Origin of the sequence: Mesotoga sp., from assembly GCF_035363035.1 — a bacterium.
Lineage (GTDB): Bacteria > Thermotogota > Thermotogae > Petrotogales > Kosmotogaceae > Mesotoga.
The window spans coordinates 1-17,619 of sequence record NZ_DAOSEH010000006.1 but is presented as its reverse complement, the minus strand read 5'-3'; the positions used below and the strand labels follow the sequence as shown (position 1 = coordinate 17,619).

15 protein-coding genes are annotated in these 17,619 nt (G+C 46.9%); 8 read left to right on the top strand and 7 right to left on the bottom strand.

Annotated elements, in window-relative coordinates:
* Window positions 1–11 precede the first annotated feature (11 nt).
* Window positions 12–539 carry a GNAT family N-acetyltransferase gene (locus PKX57_RS02020; protein ID WP_213919729.1) on the top strand — a complete coding sequence of 176 codons (528 nt, stop codon included), beginning with the start codon at window positions 12–14 and terminating at the stop codon, window positions 537–539.
* On the opposite strand, the gene PKX57_RS02015 is transcribed toward PKX57_RS02020, so the two are convergent.
* Window positions 540–1,019, bottom strand: coding sequence for a hypothetical protein (locus PKX57_RS02015; protein WP_213919728.1), 480 nt, complete (start codon window positions 1,017–1,019; stop codon window positions 540–542). It abuts the gene before it with no gap.
* 173 nt (window positions 1,020–1,192) lie between these two features.
* On the opposite strand from PKX57_RS02015, the gene PKX57_RS02010 reads away from it, so the two are divergent.
* The 4 genes from PKX57_RS02010 (at window position 1,193) to PKX57_RS01995 (ending at window position 5,591) form a co-directional block, all read left to right on the top strand.
* The gene (locus PKX57_RS02010) at window positions 1,193–2,185 is read left to right on the top strand and encodes an ABC transporter ATP-binding protein (RefSeq protein WP_470745916.1); all 993 of its coding nucleotides are present in this window, start codon (window positions 1,193–1,195) and stop codon (window positions 2,183–2,185) included.
* A complete protein-coding gene (locus PKX57_RS02005; protein WP_213922890.1) occupies window positions 2,178–3,191 on the top strand; it encodes an oligopeptide/dipeptide ABC transporter ATP-binding protein in 1,014 nt (337 codons plus the stop codon). Before PKX57_RS02010 ends, PKX57_RS02005 begins: the two co-directional genes overlap by 8 nt.
* A gap of 41 nt (window positions 3,192–3,232) precedes the next feature.
* Window positions 3,233–3,472 carry a chemotaxis protein gene (locus tag PKX57_RS02000; RefSeq protein ID WP_213922891.1) on the top strand — a complete coding sequence of 80 codons (240 nt, stop codon included), beginning with the start codon at window positions 3,233–3,235 and terminating at the stop codon, window positions 3,470–3,472.
* Between the two features lie 427 nt (window positions 3,473–3,899).
* Window positions 3,900–5,591 carry an alpha/beta hydrolase-fold protein gene (locus PKX57_RS01995; RefSeq protein ID WP_472415902.1) on the top strand — a complete coding sequence of 564 codons (1,692 nt, stop codon included), beginning with the start codon at window positions 3,900–3,902 and terminating at the stop codon, window positions 5,589–5,591.
* A 57-nt stretch (window positions 5,592–5,648) separates the two neighbouring features.
* Here PKX57_RS01995 and PKX57_RS01990 read toward each other — a convergent pair whose 3' ends face one another.
* Together PKX57_RS01990 and PKX57_RS01985 are read right to left on the bottom strand one after the other, a co-directional pair.
* Entirely contained in the window at window positions 5,649–6,896 is a 1,248-nt protein-coding gene (locus tag PKX57_RS01990) for a LemA family protein (RefSeq protein WP_213922893.1), read from the bottom strand.
* A gap of 15 nt (window positions 6,897–6,911) precedes the next feature.
* Window positions 6,912–8,138, bottom strand: a complete 1,227-nt coding sequence (locus PKX57_RS01985; RefSeq protein WP_472415900.1) for a S41 family peptidase — start codon at window positions 8,136–8,138, stop codon at window positions 6,912–6,914.
* Window positions 8,139–8,384: 246 nt separating this feature from the next.
* Between PKX57_RS01985 and PKX57_RS01980 the strand changes: the two genes are divergently transcribed.
* On the top strand, window positions 8,385–9,119 hold the full coding sequence (locus tag PKX57_RS01980; protein ID WP_470745915.1) for a metallophosphoesterase: 735 nt from the start codon (window positions 8,385–8,387) through the stop codon (window positions 9,117–9,119).
* Here PKX57_RS01980 and PKX57_RS01975 read toward each other — a convergent pair whose 3' ends face one another.
* The 3 genes from PKX57_RS01975 to PKX57_RS01965 form a co-directional block, all read right to left on the bottom strand.
* A complete protein-coding gene (locus tag PKX57_RS01975) occupies window positions 9,120–9,620 on the bottom strand; it encodes a type II secretion system protein (protein WP_472413778.1) in 501 nt (166 codons plus the stop codon). It lies immediately after the preceding gene.
* Between the two features lie 364 nt (window positions 9,621–9,984).
* Window positions 9,985–10,626: a TIGR00153 family protein gene (locus tag PKX57_RS01970; protein WP_213922908.1), complete on the bottom strand. Its 642-nt coding sequence runs from the start codon at window positions 10,624–10,626 to the stop codon at window positions 9,985–9,987.
* A 218-nt stretch (window positions 10,627–10,844) separates the two neighbouring features.
* Window positions 10,845–12,878: a 5'-nucleotidase C-terminal domain-containing protein gene (locus PKX57_RS01965; RefSeq protein WP_213922897.1), complete on the bottom strand. Its 2,034-nt coding sequence runs from the start codon at window positions 12,876–12,878 to the stop codon at window positions 10,845–10,847.
* A gap of 299 nt (window positions 12,879–13,177) precedes the next feature.
* Here PKX57_RS01965 and PKX57_RS01960 point away from each other — a divergent pair, with 299 nt between their 5' ends.
* Both PKX57_RS01960 and PKX57_RS01955 read left to right on the top strand, forming a co-directional pair.
* Window positions 13,178–14,266, top strand: coding sequence for a M24 family metallopeptidase (locus PKX57_RS01960; protein WP_470745930.1), 1,089 nt, complete (start codon window positions 13,178–13,180; stop codon window positions 14,264–14,266).
* 150 nt (window positions 14,267–14,416) lie between these two features.
* Window positions 14,417–15,895 carry an MFS transporter gene (locus PKX57_RS01955; protein ID WP_213922899.1) on the top strand — a complete coding sequence of 493 codons (1,479 nt, stop codon included), beginning with the start codon at window positions 14,417–14,419 and terminating at the stop codon, window positions 15,893–15,895.
* Here PKX57_RS01955 and PKX57_RS01950 read toward each other — a convergent pair.
* A partial coding sequence (locus tag PKX57_RS01950) for an ABC transporter ATP-binding protein (RefSeq protein WP_472415898.1) occupies window positions 15,896–17,619 on the bottom strand: 1,724 nt, incomplete at its 5' end.

Sequence of the window (17,619 nt, the reverse complement as noted above, 5' to 3'; positions counted from 1 at the left end):
GTGCGAGTGCAGTGGAGGAGGTTTACAGAAGTATAGAGGGTTTAGAGATCGTCCGGATCTGTGAAGAAGATGCGCAGAAAGTCATTGAATACGTCAACCGGGTGAGCGGAGAGAGCGACTACCTGAGTTTCGGTGAAAATGAGTTCATGACTACTGTCGAAGAGGAGAGAGAAGTCATCAGATCTTACAGAGAACGCGATAACTGCCTGATAATCGCTGCCCGGCTCGGGGGGAATATAGTGGGATTGCTGACCTTCGAAGGTGGACGCAGAGAAAGGCTGAAGCACAGAGGTGAGTTCGGTCTTACAGTCTCTAAAGAATACTGGGGAATGGGTATAGGAAAAAGGCTTATCGAATACATGATCAAAGCGGTAAAAGAGAGCGGCATCACAAGAATCGGCCTTCAAGTTAGAGTCGATAACGTACGAGCTATAAAGCTTTATTCGAATCTTGGGTTCGAGATCGAAGGCCGTATCAAGAAATTCATGAAAATAAAAGAAAAGTACTTCGATTTTCTACAGATGGGTTTCGACCTTTGATCACTTCTTTTTGAGAAGAATCAACACTCCAAACCCGATCAGAAGGGCACCGACAATTATAACCGCCCATTTGGACAGAGTAGAGGGTATCAGCGATATCACTGCAACAATGGTTAGTACAAATATCGGTGTCAGAAGTGCTTTAGGTTTTCTTCCACCGGCCAGGTACAGCTGCAAGAGACCAACGGCAGGAGCAAGTATGAAAAGGGCCCAGCCTCCACCTTCGTAGAAACCATCGAAGATCACTCCCAGAGTGAGTGCAAGAGCGACGGTAAGCAACACTCCTCCTGGAACGAAAAGCCCCTTCTCCCCTCTGATGGCGTTGTATTCCATTATCAGTCCGGGAACCCATATGAACAATAACCAGAAATTCTCCAGCAATGAAGGGACGAAAATAATCGACAGTCCCAGGGCAATAACTATAACGCCCATGAAGACCTGGGCAATACTGCTTTTGGTTGAAACTCTTTCTTCGGGCATGATTACACCTCCTCCATTCAACTCTCCTGATATATAATACCTGAAAAGACAGATAGTAACAAAATTGCAATTAAATTTCGCTCCACTCTCCATCGTTCTCAGTAACGAAGGGCTGCAATGCTTGAATGCTATAATTGGCCTGTTGGCTATGAACTCTTTGAGGGGGGTCCGACTTGAACCATCCGGTACTGGAAGTGAGAGACCTCAAAATGCATTACACAATTAAAGGCGGCTCGGTGAAGGCCGTGGATGGAGTGACTTTCAGTCTTGCAAAAGGAGAAGCGCTCGGTGTTGTAGGCGAATCGGGATGCGGAAAGACCTCGCTTGCGATGGCGATTCTCAGGTTGCTCACGGAAAATGCCAGCTTCGTCAGTGGAAGCATTTTCTTTTCGAAGGACGGCGATAAAATAGATCTGGTGAGGTTGGGAGAAGAGGAAATGCGTCGTTACAGGTGGAAAGAGATCTCAATGATTTTTCAGGCCGCCATGAACTCCCTGAATCCCGTTTACAGGGTTGGAGATCAGATAGCCGAGGCCATGAGGACACATTTTCCAGGCATTTCGAAAGAAGAAATATCCGACAGGATTTCGTACCTCTTCCGCCTTGTGGGCCTTGACCCTGCTAGAGTGAATCGCTATCCACACGAATACAGCGGAGGAATGAAACAACGGGCTATAATAGCTATGGCACTGATCTGCAATCCTTCGGTCGTTATCGCAGATGAACCGACGACGGCCCTAGACGTGATAGTTCAGGGCAGGATATTGAAGAGGCTGAGGAATATTCAGGAAGAGTCGAAAACATCGATTATCTACATCTCTCATGATATAGCGGCAATTGCCCAGGTCTGTGACAGGATAGCGATCATGTACGCCGGTAAGATAGTGGAACTGGCAGGAACCGCAGCAATACTCAAGAGACCGGCTCACCATTATACTTCAGCTTTGATGGCAGCCTTTCCGTCGATAACCGGACAAAAGAAAAAACTTGTAGCTATAGAGGGAGAGCCACCTGATCTGGTCAATCCTCCGGTAGGTTGCCGTTTCGCTTCCAGATGCGGGGCGGCCGAAAAAATATGCTTTGAAAGTGAACCCGAATGTGCTGAGATTGGTGAAGAACATCTGGCAGCCTGCCATTTTCCGCTGGAGGTGGAAATCCATGCTTGAAGTTCTCTCTATAAAAAATCTCACAAAGCTTTTTCCACTGCCTGGAAGGTTTTTCAGAACCTCAAGATCTACCTTGAGAAATGTTCACGCCGTAGACGATGTCACCTTCGAAATCTCCGACAACGACTCCCTGGCTCTAGTGGGAGAGTCCGGCTGCGGTAAGACAACCACAGGCAGACTAATAGTTGGTCTTGAGAAACCTTCCGGGGGGAGAATATTCTTCGAGGGAAAGGAGGTAACCGACCGGCTCACCGACGGTAAACATGCTAACAATGTAGATAGATCTGATATCGGAGAAATACGACGAAAGATACAGATGATTTTCCAGGATCCATACGATTCGCTCAACCCAAGAATGACGATCGACGAGATCGTATCGGAACCTCTAGTGGTTAACCAGTTAGGCACGGCGAAAGACAGGACAGTGAAAGTGAAAGAGACACTGGAAGCTGTCGGACTCTCTCCGGCCTCAGCATACACGCAACGGTACCCTCACGAGCTTTCGGGAGGCCAGCGCCAGAGAATAGCGATAGCGCGTGCCGTTATACTAAACCCGGCCTTCATAGTGGCCGATGAGCCTACATCCATGCTTGATGTTTCGGTAAGAGCGGGAATTATGGAGCTTTTCAGAAATCTCACCGAAAGAATAGGAGCTACCTATCTTTATATTACGCACGATCTGGCCGTCGCCAGGTACATGGTTCAGAGAATAGCGGTGATGTATCTTGGAAAGATCGTTGAGATCGGACCGACCGAGAAGATACTTGCAAACCCGCTTCACCCATACACTAAAGCACTACTGCAGGCCGTACCCGTTCCGGACCCGGAAGTTCAAAAGGGTGAGCCAGATATACTGGGGCAAATATCCAAGCCGATAGATCCTCCAGATTATTGCAGGTTTTACGATCGCTGCCCCCTGAGAATAGATAGCTGTGCCAGAGAAAAACATCCCCCGCTCAGGGATTACGATAATGGCCACTGTGCTGCTTGCTATGTGATCGACTGAATACTGCCAAACACCAGTAAAAAACTATGGAGGTGGTTTCTTTGTTCTACAGATCTAGAGATAGGGGAATTTTCAACCTTGAACTCTTTGTGAATCACGGCGCCAGAGGCAAAAGCTATATAGCTACCCTGAGCCAGAAAGAGGAAATGGTAATCGAAAATCTCCGGGGCGAGGAAGATGCTCTTCTCTTCGAAGAGTTCATATGGGCTTCACTCCAGCGGGTGCGCGACTATATAGAATTCAAGGATTTTGAGAGCTTCTCTCACGGACGAAGACAATAAAAATCATGGTCGGCGACCGTCCGTAACTATACGGAATACGAACAAAAATGTAAATAAGTCCGCACGGCGTTCAAAAACCAAAGGATGCGATGTATAATGCCAATAATAACCGGTGAATCGAATAAACCGGTGAAGAGGGGGTAAGGCAGATGGAATTGTCAGGTGTTTTAAAGATTTTTCTTTCACCAGAAGCTCTTACTGATGCTGCTAAAGGCGTGCACTTCTTCGTTTCGCGCAGAGAATCCTCTCTTCGTCTTCGTTGACACTATCCGATAATCTATCTATAGTACTTCCAGCATTCTGATTCATTTTAGTTTTTTTAATTCATCATTCTCAAATTCCGTAATTTTCGAACTGCTCTTCCGATCGGAGAATTCTTCGGTCGAAGGTATGAGCCAGTTGTATATCAGCTACATGGAGGTGGAAAATGGCAGGGAAAAAGCTCCTTATCATTGCAATTATGGTTACTTTCTTGAGCGTGATGGCTCTATCCATCAGCTTTGAAATATCAATCGATGAAGCTACAGTTGGTGAAATCGCCGCTCTTGGACTCGAAACACCTATCAACGGCAGAGTTTTCGTTATTGTCACCAAAGACTCATCTAGCGAGCCGATGTACCAGACGGATGTCAGAGGTGTCCCCTTCTGGGGGAAGGATGTCTTCGGATTCACCAGTGACGACCTGGTTAGTATATCTTCCGACGACCTTGAAGTGATCGGCTATCCAATAAAGATCGAAGAACTACCGGCCGGCGATTACTACGTTCAGGCCTTTTTGAACGTATATACAACCTTCAACAGGGCCGATGGTCATACGGTGCTGATGCACGACGATACAGGTGATGGACAGTGGTTCTGGGAATCCATTGGAAACGCTTACAGTGTCGCGAAAAAGACCTATATCGATCCTACGAACTGGGGAACGATAAAACTTACACTCTCTAAGGTAATTAAACCCGATTATGAACTGGAACCGGGAATGGTACTTCAGCAGGGTAATTACAAAGATACGGAATGGGTCAAATACGTAAAGATCAAGAGCGAAGCGGTTTCGGAGTTCTGGGGAAAGGATATGTACATCGGCGCCAATGTACTGCTTCCAAAAGGTTACTACGACAACCCCGATGTGTACTATCCGGTTATCTATTACCAGGGACACTTCCCCGGGTCGAGCGCTCCAGTCGGATTCAGGGTCAACAACAATGTTTACAAGTTCTGGACTTCCGAAGGGATAGCCAACTTCATAGCCGTTTCCTTCAGGGATGCAACGCCTTATTACGATACCTCTTATTCTGTGGACTCTGTGAACTCCGGGCCTTATGGGACGGCTATAACTGAAGAACTGATTCCATACCTCGAAAGCCAGTTCCGAATGATACCGGAAAAGTGGGCCAGAATACTGGCCGGCGGATCTACCGGAGGCTGGGAAACTCTTGCAATGAAAGTCTTCTACCCCGATATCTTCGGTAGAACCTATGTCTGGTATCCCGATGGCGTTGACTTCAACTACTACCAGCTGATAAACATCTACAACGACGATAACGCTTATTACAGTGACTTTGGATGGTTAAAAACCGAGAGACCCAGTGCCAGAGACACACACGGTAATATCCGATTCACCGTCAAGCAGGAAAACTACTTCGAAATGGCTGCCGGTCCGAGCAACAGGTCCGGCGGTCAATGGTCTGTGTGGGAATCGACCTACGGTCCGGTGGGAGTCGATGGCTTCCCTCAACCGATCTGGGATCAGGTAACCGGCGAGATCAACAAAGATGTTGCCGAATACTGGAAGGAAAACTTCGATCTGAACTACATACTTCAAGAGAACTGGGAAGAACTGGGACCAAAGATTGCCGGAGACGTTCACGTGGCGGTCGGCGATATGGACAACTACTATCTGAACGAAGCGGTATATCTTCTCAAGAATGCAATGGAAAAGATGGAGAATCCCGTGTCAGATATGACATTCGATTTCGGTCCCAATCAGGGCCACGGCTGGAAAGGCTGGAGCCCGACCAAACCGAACGTTGCGCTGGCAAACGAAGAATGGCTGGAACAGCTATCTAATTACATGATCGAGCACGCTCCGGAGAACGCGAACAAGAACTGGATCTACTGATAAACCGATTCAGAATGCTGGAATGACCGGAAGGGAGAGCCCTTCCGGTCTTTTTAATTAGTTTTTGAAAAGTCCCTGCGGAGTAAGCCTGGCGATCTTTGCCACTAATACATCTGGAATCCTTTCGAGCCTGGTGTTGTAGAAAGTAACTATATCGTTGTAGTACGCTCTTGAAAGCTCTATCCTAGTCTCAGTGTCTGCTAATTCCTTCTGGAGCTTCAAAACTACCTCGCTGGATTTGAGGGAAGGGTACTTCTCAATCAGGGCCAGCAACCTGCCGCCAACACCCTCAAAACCGTTATATGCTTCACTCCTCAAAGAAGCCAGTGCCTCCTGTACTCCCTGTTCATGCCGCATCAACCCCAAGACGGTCGAGACAAGTGAGGGGACCAAGTCCTTCCTCCGCTTCAACTGAACTTCAATCTGGGACTTACCCTGTCTGGTTCTCTCTCTGAGAGATTTGAGAGCGTTGAAAACTGTCCAGAACCATCCAATCGTCCAGGCGACCAGGTATAGTCCAGCGGCTATGATTTGATTCATGTAGGAAAAAGGTATCCAGCCGTATCCTGTCCGATTAGATATGAAGACCGTAAAGAAAGCTACAGCCAATCCACCAAGCGCCAAGAGCCAGTAATTGAAGCCGTAGGAACGACTCACCTTCTTTTCATCACGCATTGAAATCAGAAAGACGGGAGCTTCTCGATCGTAGGCTATCTCAGCGGCAACCTTATCCTCTCTCTCGCGTGCCTGACCCATAACGTAAAGCGTAGAGCCGTTGGGTATTATCGTCTCTGTGAAACACCTCCTGTAGTCGGAGTTCATTATCGAGCCGGCCGGACCCTTTCCGTAATACATGGGATCAGAAGGGCCACAGTAGTAGTTGAGGATACACTCGCCATCTACTTTTGAGTCTTCCGGTCTCACCTGTATTGCACCGCTCTCGTCTCTGAGCATGAAGTGAGACATCTGCTCATCGGAAGCGATTGTCTTCCAGCCACTTTCGGTTCTTGTTCTAGTCTTTGTCTTGCCCTGCGAATCGGTGTAGGTTTCAGTTACTGTTTTACTCCAGTGCTCGGATACGTTCCATCTGTAATATACACATTCGCTTTCGGTCAAATAACTACGAAGAGGTGAGGGGCATTCGACCTTTCCCGAAACTTCAACTAATCCAATAAAAACTCCGTGAGCCTTCGAGGTGGGGGTATCGTCCACCAGCCGCTTCTTTTTCAAAGCCTTGAAAGCGAAAAAAAGCAGAAACAATGAAACGGCCGTACCAAATACAAGAACAACGGTGTTGATAGCCATCTATATTACTCCCGGTTATTCCGGTATGGGAAGTGACTCTATATATTCAACGACCGGATCACGCATGTAATAATAATCTTCGAAACTCCTCTCTATCAGGACGTCAGGCAGCATCGCCTCGGAAGTATCGGAAGTAGTCCTCCAGAAAGTCGTCGAACAGTGAACGATGATTCCACTGTTGGGGAGAGTAAAACTTCTGGGCGCTCCGTAGTGACGGGGACTGCCACCGGTAGGCTCACCTAAAAAAATCGCCCTGGTACGCTTTTTCATCGATATTGCATTCAGGATCGCCGAGGAAAATGTCTCTCTGCCGATTGCAACGAAGAGCCTGCCTTCTCTGTTGTATTTGCAGTCCAGCAGCACCCTCAACATGAAAAACTCCAGAATCAGCGAATTACCGCCCCCGTTGTAGCGGAGGTCAAGTAAAAGCTTTTCGGCACTCTGCCTTCTCATGTACGAAAACATCTCGCAGGTGAAGAATATAAAAGGTTTTCCTTCCTGGCTCTTGCAGCGGTCGTAGTGAAAGTGGAGAAGTTTCGAATCGGGATAGAGTTCGTACCAGTAGTTGTCGTTTGTCTGGCTTCTAAAAGTTTCCTGCGCACGCTCCTGAACCCACTGGAAATCTCCTTCGGCTGGCAGGACGATTCTTTCGAAAATCTCTCCGTCCTTATCCAGTTTCAGCTTCAGGCTATCTTCCTCTCCCGTCAAATTTAGGGCCTTCATTATCTCGACTCTGGTAAAATAATTCGGTAATGCTGAGATAAAGCCCCATTCGTTATCGTGAGAAACAACAGGCCTGAGCACGTCTAGAAGTTCTTTCACATCGAGTTCATCTACACCAACGAGCCTTGAGTTAAGGAGTTCGCGGTTGTTTTCATCGGTAGCGATTATGTATATCCCATTATTGAAGGCGTAAGGATATACTGGAAAAGCTCTCAGCTTGGTGTCTGGATGTATTACAGTATGACCGTCCCCTATCATAGCAACCAGCGCTGTGAGAGAGGTATATATTTCGTACCACTGTAGAGATTCAAGGCCGGTCTGGAGTTTCTGCAAAGCCCGGTTGAACTCCTCCTGATAGACTTTGTTGAAAGCATCGGGATGTTGCTTCACCAGAGTCCTTTCTAGAAAAGCTATGTCCTCTCTCCACTCATTCGCCGTGACGTCTCTCAGATTAACATTCCCGGCAATAGTTGGCGAGATAATGAGTAGCACGACAAAAAACAGAAATTTTCTGCGCATTTGCGACCTCCTTTCATACCAATGGATATTTTAACACTATTGGCTTCTAAAATAATACGGTCAGCTTTGAGAGCGACTTTTAGTTGTTTGGTCGCATCAGCAGATTGAAAGACTCAATTTTAGTGTAAAGAGGTTTTTGGAGGATTGTGTCTCCCTGGAGGTTTTTTGATATACAATTGAGTAGAATATTTCTGTGAAATGGGGATTGTTTATTTGAAGCACTGGAAGCTCTGTTTATTATTATTTGTGCTCTTGATTTATGTTTTTGTTCTGGAGCCGAATACTCTGATGGTCGAAAGGTTGAAATTCAGCGATACGCCCTCGTTGAAAATAGCCTTCTTTGCCGATATTCATATTTGGATAAAGAAGCCCCTCCACTCGCTTTTCCTTAACGAGCTCAAGCAGGAAAAAGTCGATCTAATACTTTTTGGGGGAGATGTGCTCTCGCCTTACACAGACATGAAATATTTCGCCGAACTTTTCACGGAGCTTGCTTCTATCGCTCCTATTTACGCTGTCTATGGCAACTGGGAGGAATCAGAGACAGCGGTCGTTGACCGTATTTTCAAACAGGCCGGTGTGCAGGTTCTTCACACACGTTCAACCACAGTCGAAGTTCGCGGAAAGAAGATCGGAATAACCGGTGCCCCCTCTCACCATTATTTCTCGTGGACACGTTTTTTGCCCGAAGAGGAATTCGATCTCAAGATACTCATGGTTCACGCACCCAACATGCTGGAAGGTTCGGTTGATATATTGAAGAAGTACGACCTTGTTCTGGCAGGCCACACACATGGAGGTCAATTCTATCTGCCATGGTTAACCGAACAGGTTTTGAAGAGCACAAGAGGGTTCAGCGGCAGGTATTTCAGAGGTATATACGAACTGGGTGAGACACAAATATACGTCACAAGGGGTCTCGGAGGCTGGTTCCCGGGGAGGTTCGCCAGTCTTCCCGAGCTTGTCATAATCGAGCTATGATTACTGGTAGATATAGAAACTGATCTTGTAATAAATAATATTGTCGCTTTCCTCCAGCGGGCTATCTTCAAGATAGACGGGCGTGTAGGAATTCCACCGACTCTCCAGATCGGACCACGTCGTAGATGAAGCATCACTCAACACTTCCCTGACCTTTTCCAGTAACTTATCACCTTTATGCACAATGTAAGCATCGTATGTCTTTACCTGGTCGGTTACATAATAAATTATGTGATAGGTCGATCCATTGACGTCTCTGGCAACATCGGAAAGAGAATTGACACCCTTTATCTTGTCGCTGCTATCAACACCATCAGTGAGAGCTATCCTCTCGATCGAATCGGCCAGAGTTTTCATGTTTTTTGCGATTTCGGTTGCCCTTGCTTTCTGAGAGGCATTCATGGCTATCGGTGTGATAAGGGCGATAAGTGCCGCTATTATTGAGAGTACTATAAGTAGCTCAATCATCGAGAAGCCTTTTTCTCTTGAACGGATCTGCACGCTTTTCAAATCAGGTCCCCTCCCGGCTTTAAGACAAACTGTGCAATTTCATGCCAAGTATTTTTCCGAGCGAGAATTCATTCAAACGATTCTGCAAGCCTTACATACGGATTTTCTGGAAATAAAACTGAAGCGGGTTTCCCGGTTGAGGGGATTTCCGTGAAATCAATTTCGTGATGAATACCTGTGGGAAGTGGTATTTGATTCAATTCATCTATTTGGATTCACAATTTTAGCTGAAGTTCGATGGTGTTTGTTTCAGATTCTCAAGAATACTACCGTAGGCCGAATACAGGCTCCAAAAGTAGCGAAGTTAATATCTGTCACACGTTGCATGTCCTGAAAGTCTTTAGAGGTAAAAAGGCTACACTCTTCGCTTCAGAACAATTATCTCCATCCTGTCAGAACAATCCTCGGAGAGGTTTGCGATGTTGCCTATAGAGATGACAAGTTCTCTGAGCTGTCGCTTTTCAGCCAGAGAGATGTCTTTTTCGAAGATCTTTTTCACGAGTGCTCTCTCGTGACTGTCTTCGATGTTCTCCAGTTTTTCGGTTTCTTTGATCTTCTCCTCGGCGACATCCAATTCCTGGAAAAGGTTGACAGCGGCTTCGCGGCAGACTCTGTAAGTTTCCACCGAAAGCTGTACCTGTTTCAACAGGTCTCCTTTGAGATCGTCCGAGATTATGAGATTCTGCAGAACGATCTGATCGACAACGTTCTCGGCTTCGTTGGCAACTTTATCGAAAGACTCCGCCAGCCCCAGAAAATCTCCCCTGAAGTTCGGTAGAAAAGCACCTTGGTACATCGCATTTTCCATTTCGCGTCTCTTACTGTCCGCAGCCGATTCCATCTTGTGAACTTCTTCGGCGTAGATTTCTATCGATGTTTCGTCGTTTTGCAGGATGGCTAAAAAGACTTTTTCGAGGTTTTCGAGAGTTCTTCCGATATATTCCAGATGCTCTTCAAACAGCTGTATTATGGCCATTTCTTTCTTACCGAAGAACATAAGAGGTCCACCTCCAGGCTTGAGGATACTTATGAATCCATTAGAGCCGTTTCCTCTCATAAAAATCACATCCGTCACTGAGATTTCGGTTCCGGCAACAAGAATGGCTACTAATAGATTTTATTACTTATATATTATGACACTTTTATGTGATTGTGTTCTCAGTTATCGAAAAAGCGGAGAGGTAAACCTCTCCGCTTCGTTGAAAAGCCCGCTCTTCAATTGGCAGGGTTGATTATGGTTATTCTCCCTTCGAACTGCGGAGCTATGGTTCCATGCCTTATTACGTACTCGGCAAAGGCGTCTCTGAGGAATGACTTCGTCACTATTATTTTCTTCGTTTCAAGGAACATGACGAACTTGTCTCCACCCCCGGTGAGAAAGTCATTGGCCGTTAGCGTGTAGGTTTTCTCCATATCAAGAGGGACCCCGTTCGAAGTTACAGAGATCAGCCTGCTGTATGGAGGTTTCGACCCATCGAAGGTATATTCGAGGTTCGAGACCTGCAGGAACTGGCCGGCGGCAGCCGGATAGGTAGAAATACCGTGTTCGAGAACGTCCCATATCTGTTTACCTGTGATTTCGACTGCAACCACCAGGTTATCGAACGGGAGTACGGTATAAACGTCCTTAATCGTTATATCGCCCTTAGGTATACTTGCCCTTACCCCGCCACCGTTCTGTATAGCGAAGTCGGTGCCGGTCATCTCCCTTAAGCTATCGGCTATGGCGTTGGCCAGATTAGATTCCTTGAGCCTCACCGTGCCTCTCTCTCCATCCAGGTCAACTTCCGTTCTGCCAATGACGGTGTCCATTTTTTCATCGAGCTGTGCCACATAGCCGTTCACGACCTCAACGACGGCTTCGTCCTGAGGAAGGTTCTGGCTCATGAAGACGTGTGCGAAGTTGATACCTATGACTTCGCCGTTGAAGATATTCAGATTTGTCTTTGAAATAAGCTCTCCGTGTTTTCCAGAAGAAATGACCCAGCTACCGTTAATCTTTTCGGGGAAGGCTACGACGTCTCTACCGCCTTCGAATATTAGATCGTAACCCGAAACCTTTGCAGGAAGGATCCTGTTCCCCGTGTGGAGATGTGCCAGGGCGATCACCAGATCGGCCTGTGGAGCTACTTCATCCAGTACTCTCTGGGCGGCCGTATATTGTTCCTCGAAGGTTATTCCGGCGACGTTTCTTGGGTGGGTGTACCAGGCGCTGCTATCGTCTGTAAGCCCGACTATGGCGACTTTGAGACCTCCAATCTCCTTGATAACATACTCCTTTAGAAATTCCACAGACTTTTCCATAAAGAGAGTATTGGCACTCAGGAAGGGAAAACTAGCGAGTTTGCTGTTTCTCTCCATCACGTTGAAAGGGAAGTCGAAGTCGTGATTTCCGATCGCCATTGCGTCGTACCCCATCATGTTCATTATCTTAATTACCGGTTCACCCTCGAAGAGGTTGGCAACGTTAGTGTTATACGGCGCATCTCCTACATCCAGAAGCAGAAGGTTAGGCTGCATCGCACGTTCTGTGTTGACATAGTAAGCCATTTTCTCCATCGCACCTATCGGGTATTTCGCACCACTGGGTGTGTAAGGCTCTATATGCCCGTGAATGTCGGCGGTGGCGAGTATGGTGATAACCTGGAAGTCGGGGCTATCAACGAAGTTAGAGAGTATTTGTGCAGCCTCTTCCCTTCTCAGCGGCCTTTTCAGGGATAGTAACTCGGCGGGAGCATAGACCAGCCCGGCGAGTTTGGCCCCGTAGTCGATCTCTTCGTCAACACCGAAGACCACTTTCGCTATCGCCTGACCGAATTCGACACCGGTGATCGCTTCGTAGGGACGGTACATACCGTCAACTACCTCTACGGCTCGAACCTTTATCAACCCTTCGATGTATTCCTCCCCGTCTATTCCCACAGTGTCTTTGGCGGAGGGTACCACGAAGCCCTCGTCGATTACACCAAGCGGGTCGGTGTAAACGAATTTTTTCTGCACCTCTTCTTCGATAATCATCGGGTGAATGGTTGAAAGTTTGAATGTTTTCACTATCCATTCGGCTGCCTCTGCTCTGGAAAGAGTGTCTGAAGGATTGAAAAGACCATCTTCGACCTCTACGATCCCGGAAGCATAGAGCTTCTCGATAGCGGTCGAAAATGGACTGGTAGATACGTCCTTCAGGCTTGCCAAAGATATTACACAGAACGCGACCAGAGTTAAGATCAGAACGAATTTGTTTTTCCGCATGTTACCCCTCCTCTTGATGAAGTGTCGAAATATTTATAGTCACAATAGAATCGGTCTACCTATACCTTTTCAAAGATCCACACCGCGGTCCGATCGACTACTTACAGATCTTTCCGGATAATATCTTCATAAGTATTATAAAGCCTTGGAGTGGTAAGAAGTAGTCACCGCTTCGAGATTAACCTGAATCGATCGAGCAATTAGGTGGGTTCGCGAAAAAACACAGACTGGCTAGAATATCACCAAGAATGACTTTCTGATAGAATGGGGACGAGCTTTCATATGGAGGGGTAGTGTTGGTGCGCTTTGAGATCGTCAAGAAATACATGGATAAAAGATGTATCGACGCGGTTTTGCTCGACTCTCCCGACAGTATCTGCTGGTACTTCGAAGGAGAAGTTGATTCCAGGATCGATCAGACACGCGAGCGGGGATCTTTCTCAATCTTGATTACAGGCAACAAAACAATAGCGATTTGTCCGGAATATGATTACGAAAGGCTGAAGGACGAGGTCCTCCCGCCGGAGGTGGATGCGATTTCCTGTGGCAGAGGTGAGGAGTTCGATCACGCCGTGAAAAGATTCTGCAGATCATTCGAAAAAGTCTCCACCGATAACCGGAGAATGTATGACGAAAGGTTTTCACTTCTTGACGAAGAGTTCTATCTTAATATGCAGGAATTGAACGACAGAGAGATAATGAGATTGCGTATCATGGGGAAATTGAGCGAGAGCATTCTCTGCGAGTTCGCTCCGGAACTGCAGCCCGGCATGACAGAACTGGAAATAGAGAAAGTGCTGAGGGCACTCCTTATAGAGTCTGGTTTAGAGGTTCCGGTCCTATGCGTGGGTTCAGACGAGCGAGTAGCCAGATATGTCTATCCGGTTTCAACTGGAAAGAAGGTACAGAAGTACATAGTTATGAGAGCCGTTGTAAGAAAGCAAGGTTTGAGAATAGCTTTCACGCGTTACTTCCATTTTGGAGAGATCCCTTCAGAAATTGAACAGAACCACGAGCGTGCCTCGGGTGTCTTTGCAAAAGCCGCAGTGGCTATGATGAAGGCCAGGAGTATGGGAGAGATTTACGAGGAAATTCAGAGAGCTTACTCGGAGTTGAAGATAACTCCAGATTTCAACGGCTGTCCACCGGGGACCTCTCTGGGATATTCGGGAGAGAAGTTTGAGATGTCCCAGAACTCCAGTCTTCCGGTAAGAAGCCCGGCTGCATATGTATTGAGCCCGAGAGTGGGCGGAATATTCAGTGAAGATACGATACTCGTAAGCGACGGTGGGACGGCCGAATTCGTTACCCTCAGCGAAGACTTTCCGAAGATAAAGGTTAGGTTAGAAAGTTTCAGGGTTCACAGGCCGTGGATAATGGTTTTGTGATTTTTTGCTCTTTTAAGTGTGAGCTGTATTCGAGGTTAGTCCTTGGTTTGTTAAAGTAAAACACCATTCAAAGTATCGTGACATTATACCGTTGGAGAATGATAAACTCTCAGTGAGAGATTCATTTATTATCCGCGGTTGGGAGTAAAGATGCAAGAATACGTTGACTTCACAAGACCTGAATACAAAAAAACCAGGAAACTTGCGATCCTCGAAGGTTCTTTTTACAACATGGCCTTCCTGGTCACACAGGGTTTCATTGTTACAGGTCTGGCGCTGGAGTATGGAGTATCGGAGTTTCTGATAGCCATAATCGGAGTATTGCCGACCCTGGCGCAGTTGACCCAGCTAATTTCGCCGATCTTTTTTAGACTCTTCAAAAGCAGAAAAAAATCGATGGTCTTCGCGGCCATTATAGGAAGGGTGCCTCTGGCCTTCATACCGCTTACTCTAGCGCTGGGTATAAAAGTTCAATCGTTGCTTCTCGTGATCCTAGCCATGGTATCTTTAGGCAATTCTCTTGTTGGCACTTTCTGGGCATCCATAATGAGAGATGTGATCGAACCGTCCAGCACGGGAAAATACTACGGAAGAAGAAACCTGATTCTCTCACTTTCTTCGATGCTTATCACCCCTCTCTATTCACTCATACTGGACACTTTCGAGGGCGATATGGGATTCATAATAGTGACGGTTATTGCCACCTGTTTCGCCATGTTAACCATCATCCTGTTGATGAATCACTATAACCCGCCTGTGAGAACTTACGGTAGCGGACGCATGTTCAAAGAAGTCTTCTCGAATCTGAAATTCAGACAGTATTTGAAATTCTCTATGCTCTGGAACTTCGCCATCACCGTTTCAGGCCCCTTCTATTCTTATCATCAGCTGGTCAACCTCAAGGTTAGTTACTCCTATCTCAGTGTACTTAGTATAGTCGCTTCTCTCACTTCCATGGTCATGTACATCCTGTGGGGGAAGATCTCCGACCAGATAGGCCACCAATCTGTAGCCGAATTCGGCATTCTCGGAGCCACCTGTCTGGCGTTGATGTGGACTTTCGTGACACCCCAATCCTATTCTATTCTGCTACCGGTTGACGCAATCGTCACTGGAATGGTCTGGAGTGCCATAAACCTCTGTATCTTCACCATGATGATGGGAATGATGAAAGGTTTGTCGGTTGAACCGTATTTTGCGGTCCAGGCCTTTCTCAACGGGCTGGGAGCGCTCGGAGGCTCATTGCTGGGCGGTGTAATAGCCTCTTTCCTGAAGGGGAAGGTAATTTATCTGCTGGGTATGGAGTTTCACGGTATTCAGGCTATCTTTCTATTGGGAAGTATGTTGAGGCTGAACGCTTTCTTCATGCTGAGAAAGGTTCAAACTCCCAAGATCAAAAGTGTCTCGCAGCTGTTTTTCAATGTCATGTCAACCGTGGGAAGAAGAATGGCCACCAGGCCTTACGAGTATCCGATGCTCCTGATGGGTGCAGGAAGGAAGAAAAGCGAAAAGGAACATCTCCCGCTAGACCTTCCCGAGTCTCTGAAAGAACCGGGTGACGATATAGTTGTTGAGCCTTCGACCGGAGCCGATCCCGAGGATAGGAGTGGCCTGGAACCACACGAGTGATCAGGCAGTGTCGCCGAGTTCGTACTGGAGCCTGTACAGGTCGGTGTAGATACCTCCCTTTGCAAGAAGCTCTTCATGGTTACCCGATTCAACAAGTGAGCCTTTGTGAATAACCATTATCCTATCGGCGTTTCTGATCGTTGAAAGTCTGTGGGCGATCGTTATCATAGTCTTTTCCGATGATATCCTCTCCATTGCCTTCTGGATAAGCGCTTCGGTCTCGGTATCGACATTAGCCGTGGCCTCATCGAGAACCAGGATGTCCGTATCGAAGACCACGGCTCTTGCCAGCGCTATAAGCTGTCTTTCGCCTGCCGAAAGAGTTCCTCCCCTCTCGAGTATCATTGTGTCGTACCCGTTGGAGAGCTTTTCTATGAAGCTGTGGGCATAGACGTACTTGGCCGCCGATATGACCTTTTCCCTGGATATAGAACTGTCGAAGAGCCTTATATTATCCAAAATGCTTCCGGAAAACAGAAAGACATCCTGCAACACCACACCGACTTTTTTTCTCAAACCTTGAAGGTTGTAGTCGTATATATCTTTCCCATCGATTCGTATCGTTCCGTATTGTATCCTGTACAAACCTGTCAATATGCTTATTATTGAAGTCTTTCCGGCTCCCGTCTCTCCAACGAAGGCGATTTTCTCCTTCGGTTTCACGGAGAACGAAATGTCTTTCAAGACGTTATGCTCACCATCGTAAGCGAAAGTAACGTTTTCGAATTCCACAGAACCCTCGAAACTAGAGGGAACGGCCTTTTCCGGGTGATAGATTTCCTCTTTTTCGTCCATCAGTTTGAAGATTTTCTCGGCCGATGCCAGAGCGTTCTGAACGATATCGTATTTTTCGGCAATATCGTTCAAAGGTCTGAAGAACATATCTATGTAAGAGACAAAGGCTACCAGTACGCCAAATTCAAGTACGTTGCCAACTATTCCCTTAACTCCGAACCAAACGACTACGGCTATCGTGATGTAGTAAAGCAGATCCAGCAACGGTCTGAAAATGGCGAATACCCAGAGCTGTTCCAATAGACTTTTGAAATGGTTTTTATTTACTCCGTCAAACTCGTCCCTCTTGCGTCTCTCCTGATTGAAGAGCTGAGTGATCGACATACCGGAAATGTGCTCGGCCAGGAAGGCGTTTATTATGGCCAGTCTCGTCCTGACTTTTCTATATGCGAGCCTGTCGAAATATCTGAAAAGGAAGATGGCTGCTGCTATCACCGGCAGTATTAGCAGCGTAATCAACCCCAGTCTGAAAGAGAGGTTCAGCATGATTATTATGATTCCACCCAGAAGCAGCACATCTTTCACTATAGAAGTAATGACACTCGTGAAGAACTCGGCCATGTTTTCGGTGTCGTTGGCTATTCTGGTGGCCAGTCTGCCGCTCGGGTTGGTATCGAAAAACCTCATCGGTACTCTGAGAATGTGACTGAAGAGATCGACTCTTATGCCGTGGGTGATCTTCTGCCCCATGTAAGATGTGGCGAAGACCTGTCCGTAGTTTATGAAAAAGAGGGATATAAGTATCATCACCATATAAAATGCCAGTTGCCCTATTCCGTTCAGATCTTCAGTCCTCAGTTCACGTAGTTGCTCCCGAGTGATAGGGTATTGTAGAACTCCGTCAGTGACGACGTAATCACCGCTTTCTGACTGTTTCAGCGAGAAGGTTCCCTCTTCGGTATCGATGAAGCTAACCGAATCCCCCTCGT

What these genes read in the sequence shown, in the direction of transcription:
- PKX57_RS02015 (WP_213919728.1), bottom strand. Translation starts at nt 1,019, where the DNA reads ATGCCCGAAGAAAGAGTTTCAACCAAAAGCAGTATTGCCCAGGTCTTC.
- PKX57_RS02005 (WP_213922890.1), top strand. Translation starts at nt 2,178, where the DNA reads ATGCTTGAAGTTCTCTCTATAAAAAATCTCACAAAGCTTTTTCCACTG.
- PKX57_RS01995 (WP_472415902.1), top strand. Translation starts at nt 3,900, where the DNA reads ATGGCAGGGAAAAAGCTCCTTATCATTGCAATTATGGTTACTTTCTTG.
- PKX57_RS01990 (WP_213922893.1), bottom strand. Translation starts at nt 6,896, where the DNA reads ATGGCTATCAACACCGTTGTTCTTGTATTTGGTACGGCCGTTTCATTG.
- PKX57_RS01985 (WP_472415900.1), bottom strand. Translation starts at nt 8,138, where the DNA reads ATGCGCAGAAAATTTCTGTTTTTTGTCGTGCTACTCATTATCTCGCCA.
- PKX57_RS01970 (WP_213922908.1), bottom strand. Translation starts at nt 10,626, where the DNA reads ATGTTCTTCGGTAAGAAAGAAATGGCCATAATACAGCTGTTTGAAGAG.
- PKX57_RS01965 (WP_213922897.1), bottom strand. Translation starts at nt 12,878, where the DNA reads ATGCGGAAAAACAAATTCGTTCTGATCTTAACTCTGGTCGCGTTCTGT.
- PKX57_RS01955 (WP_213922899.1), top strand. Translation starts at nt 14,417, where the DNA reads ATGCAAGAATACGTTGACTTCACAAGACCTGAATACAAAAAAACCAGG.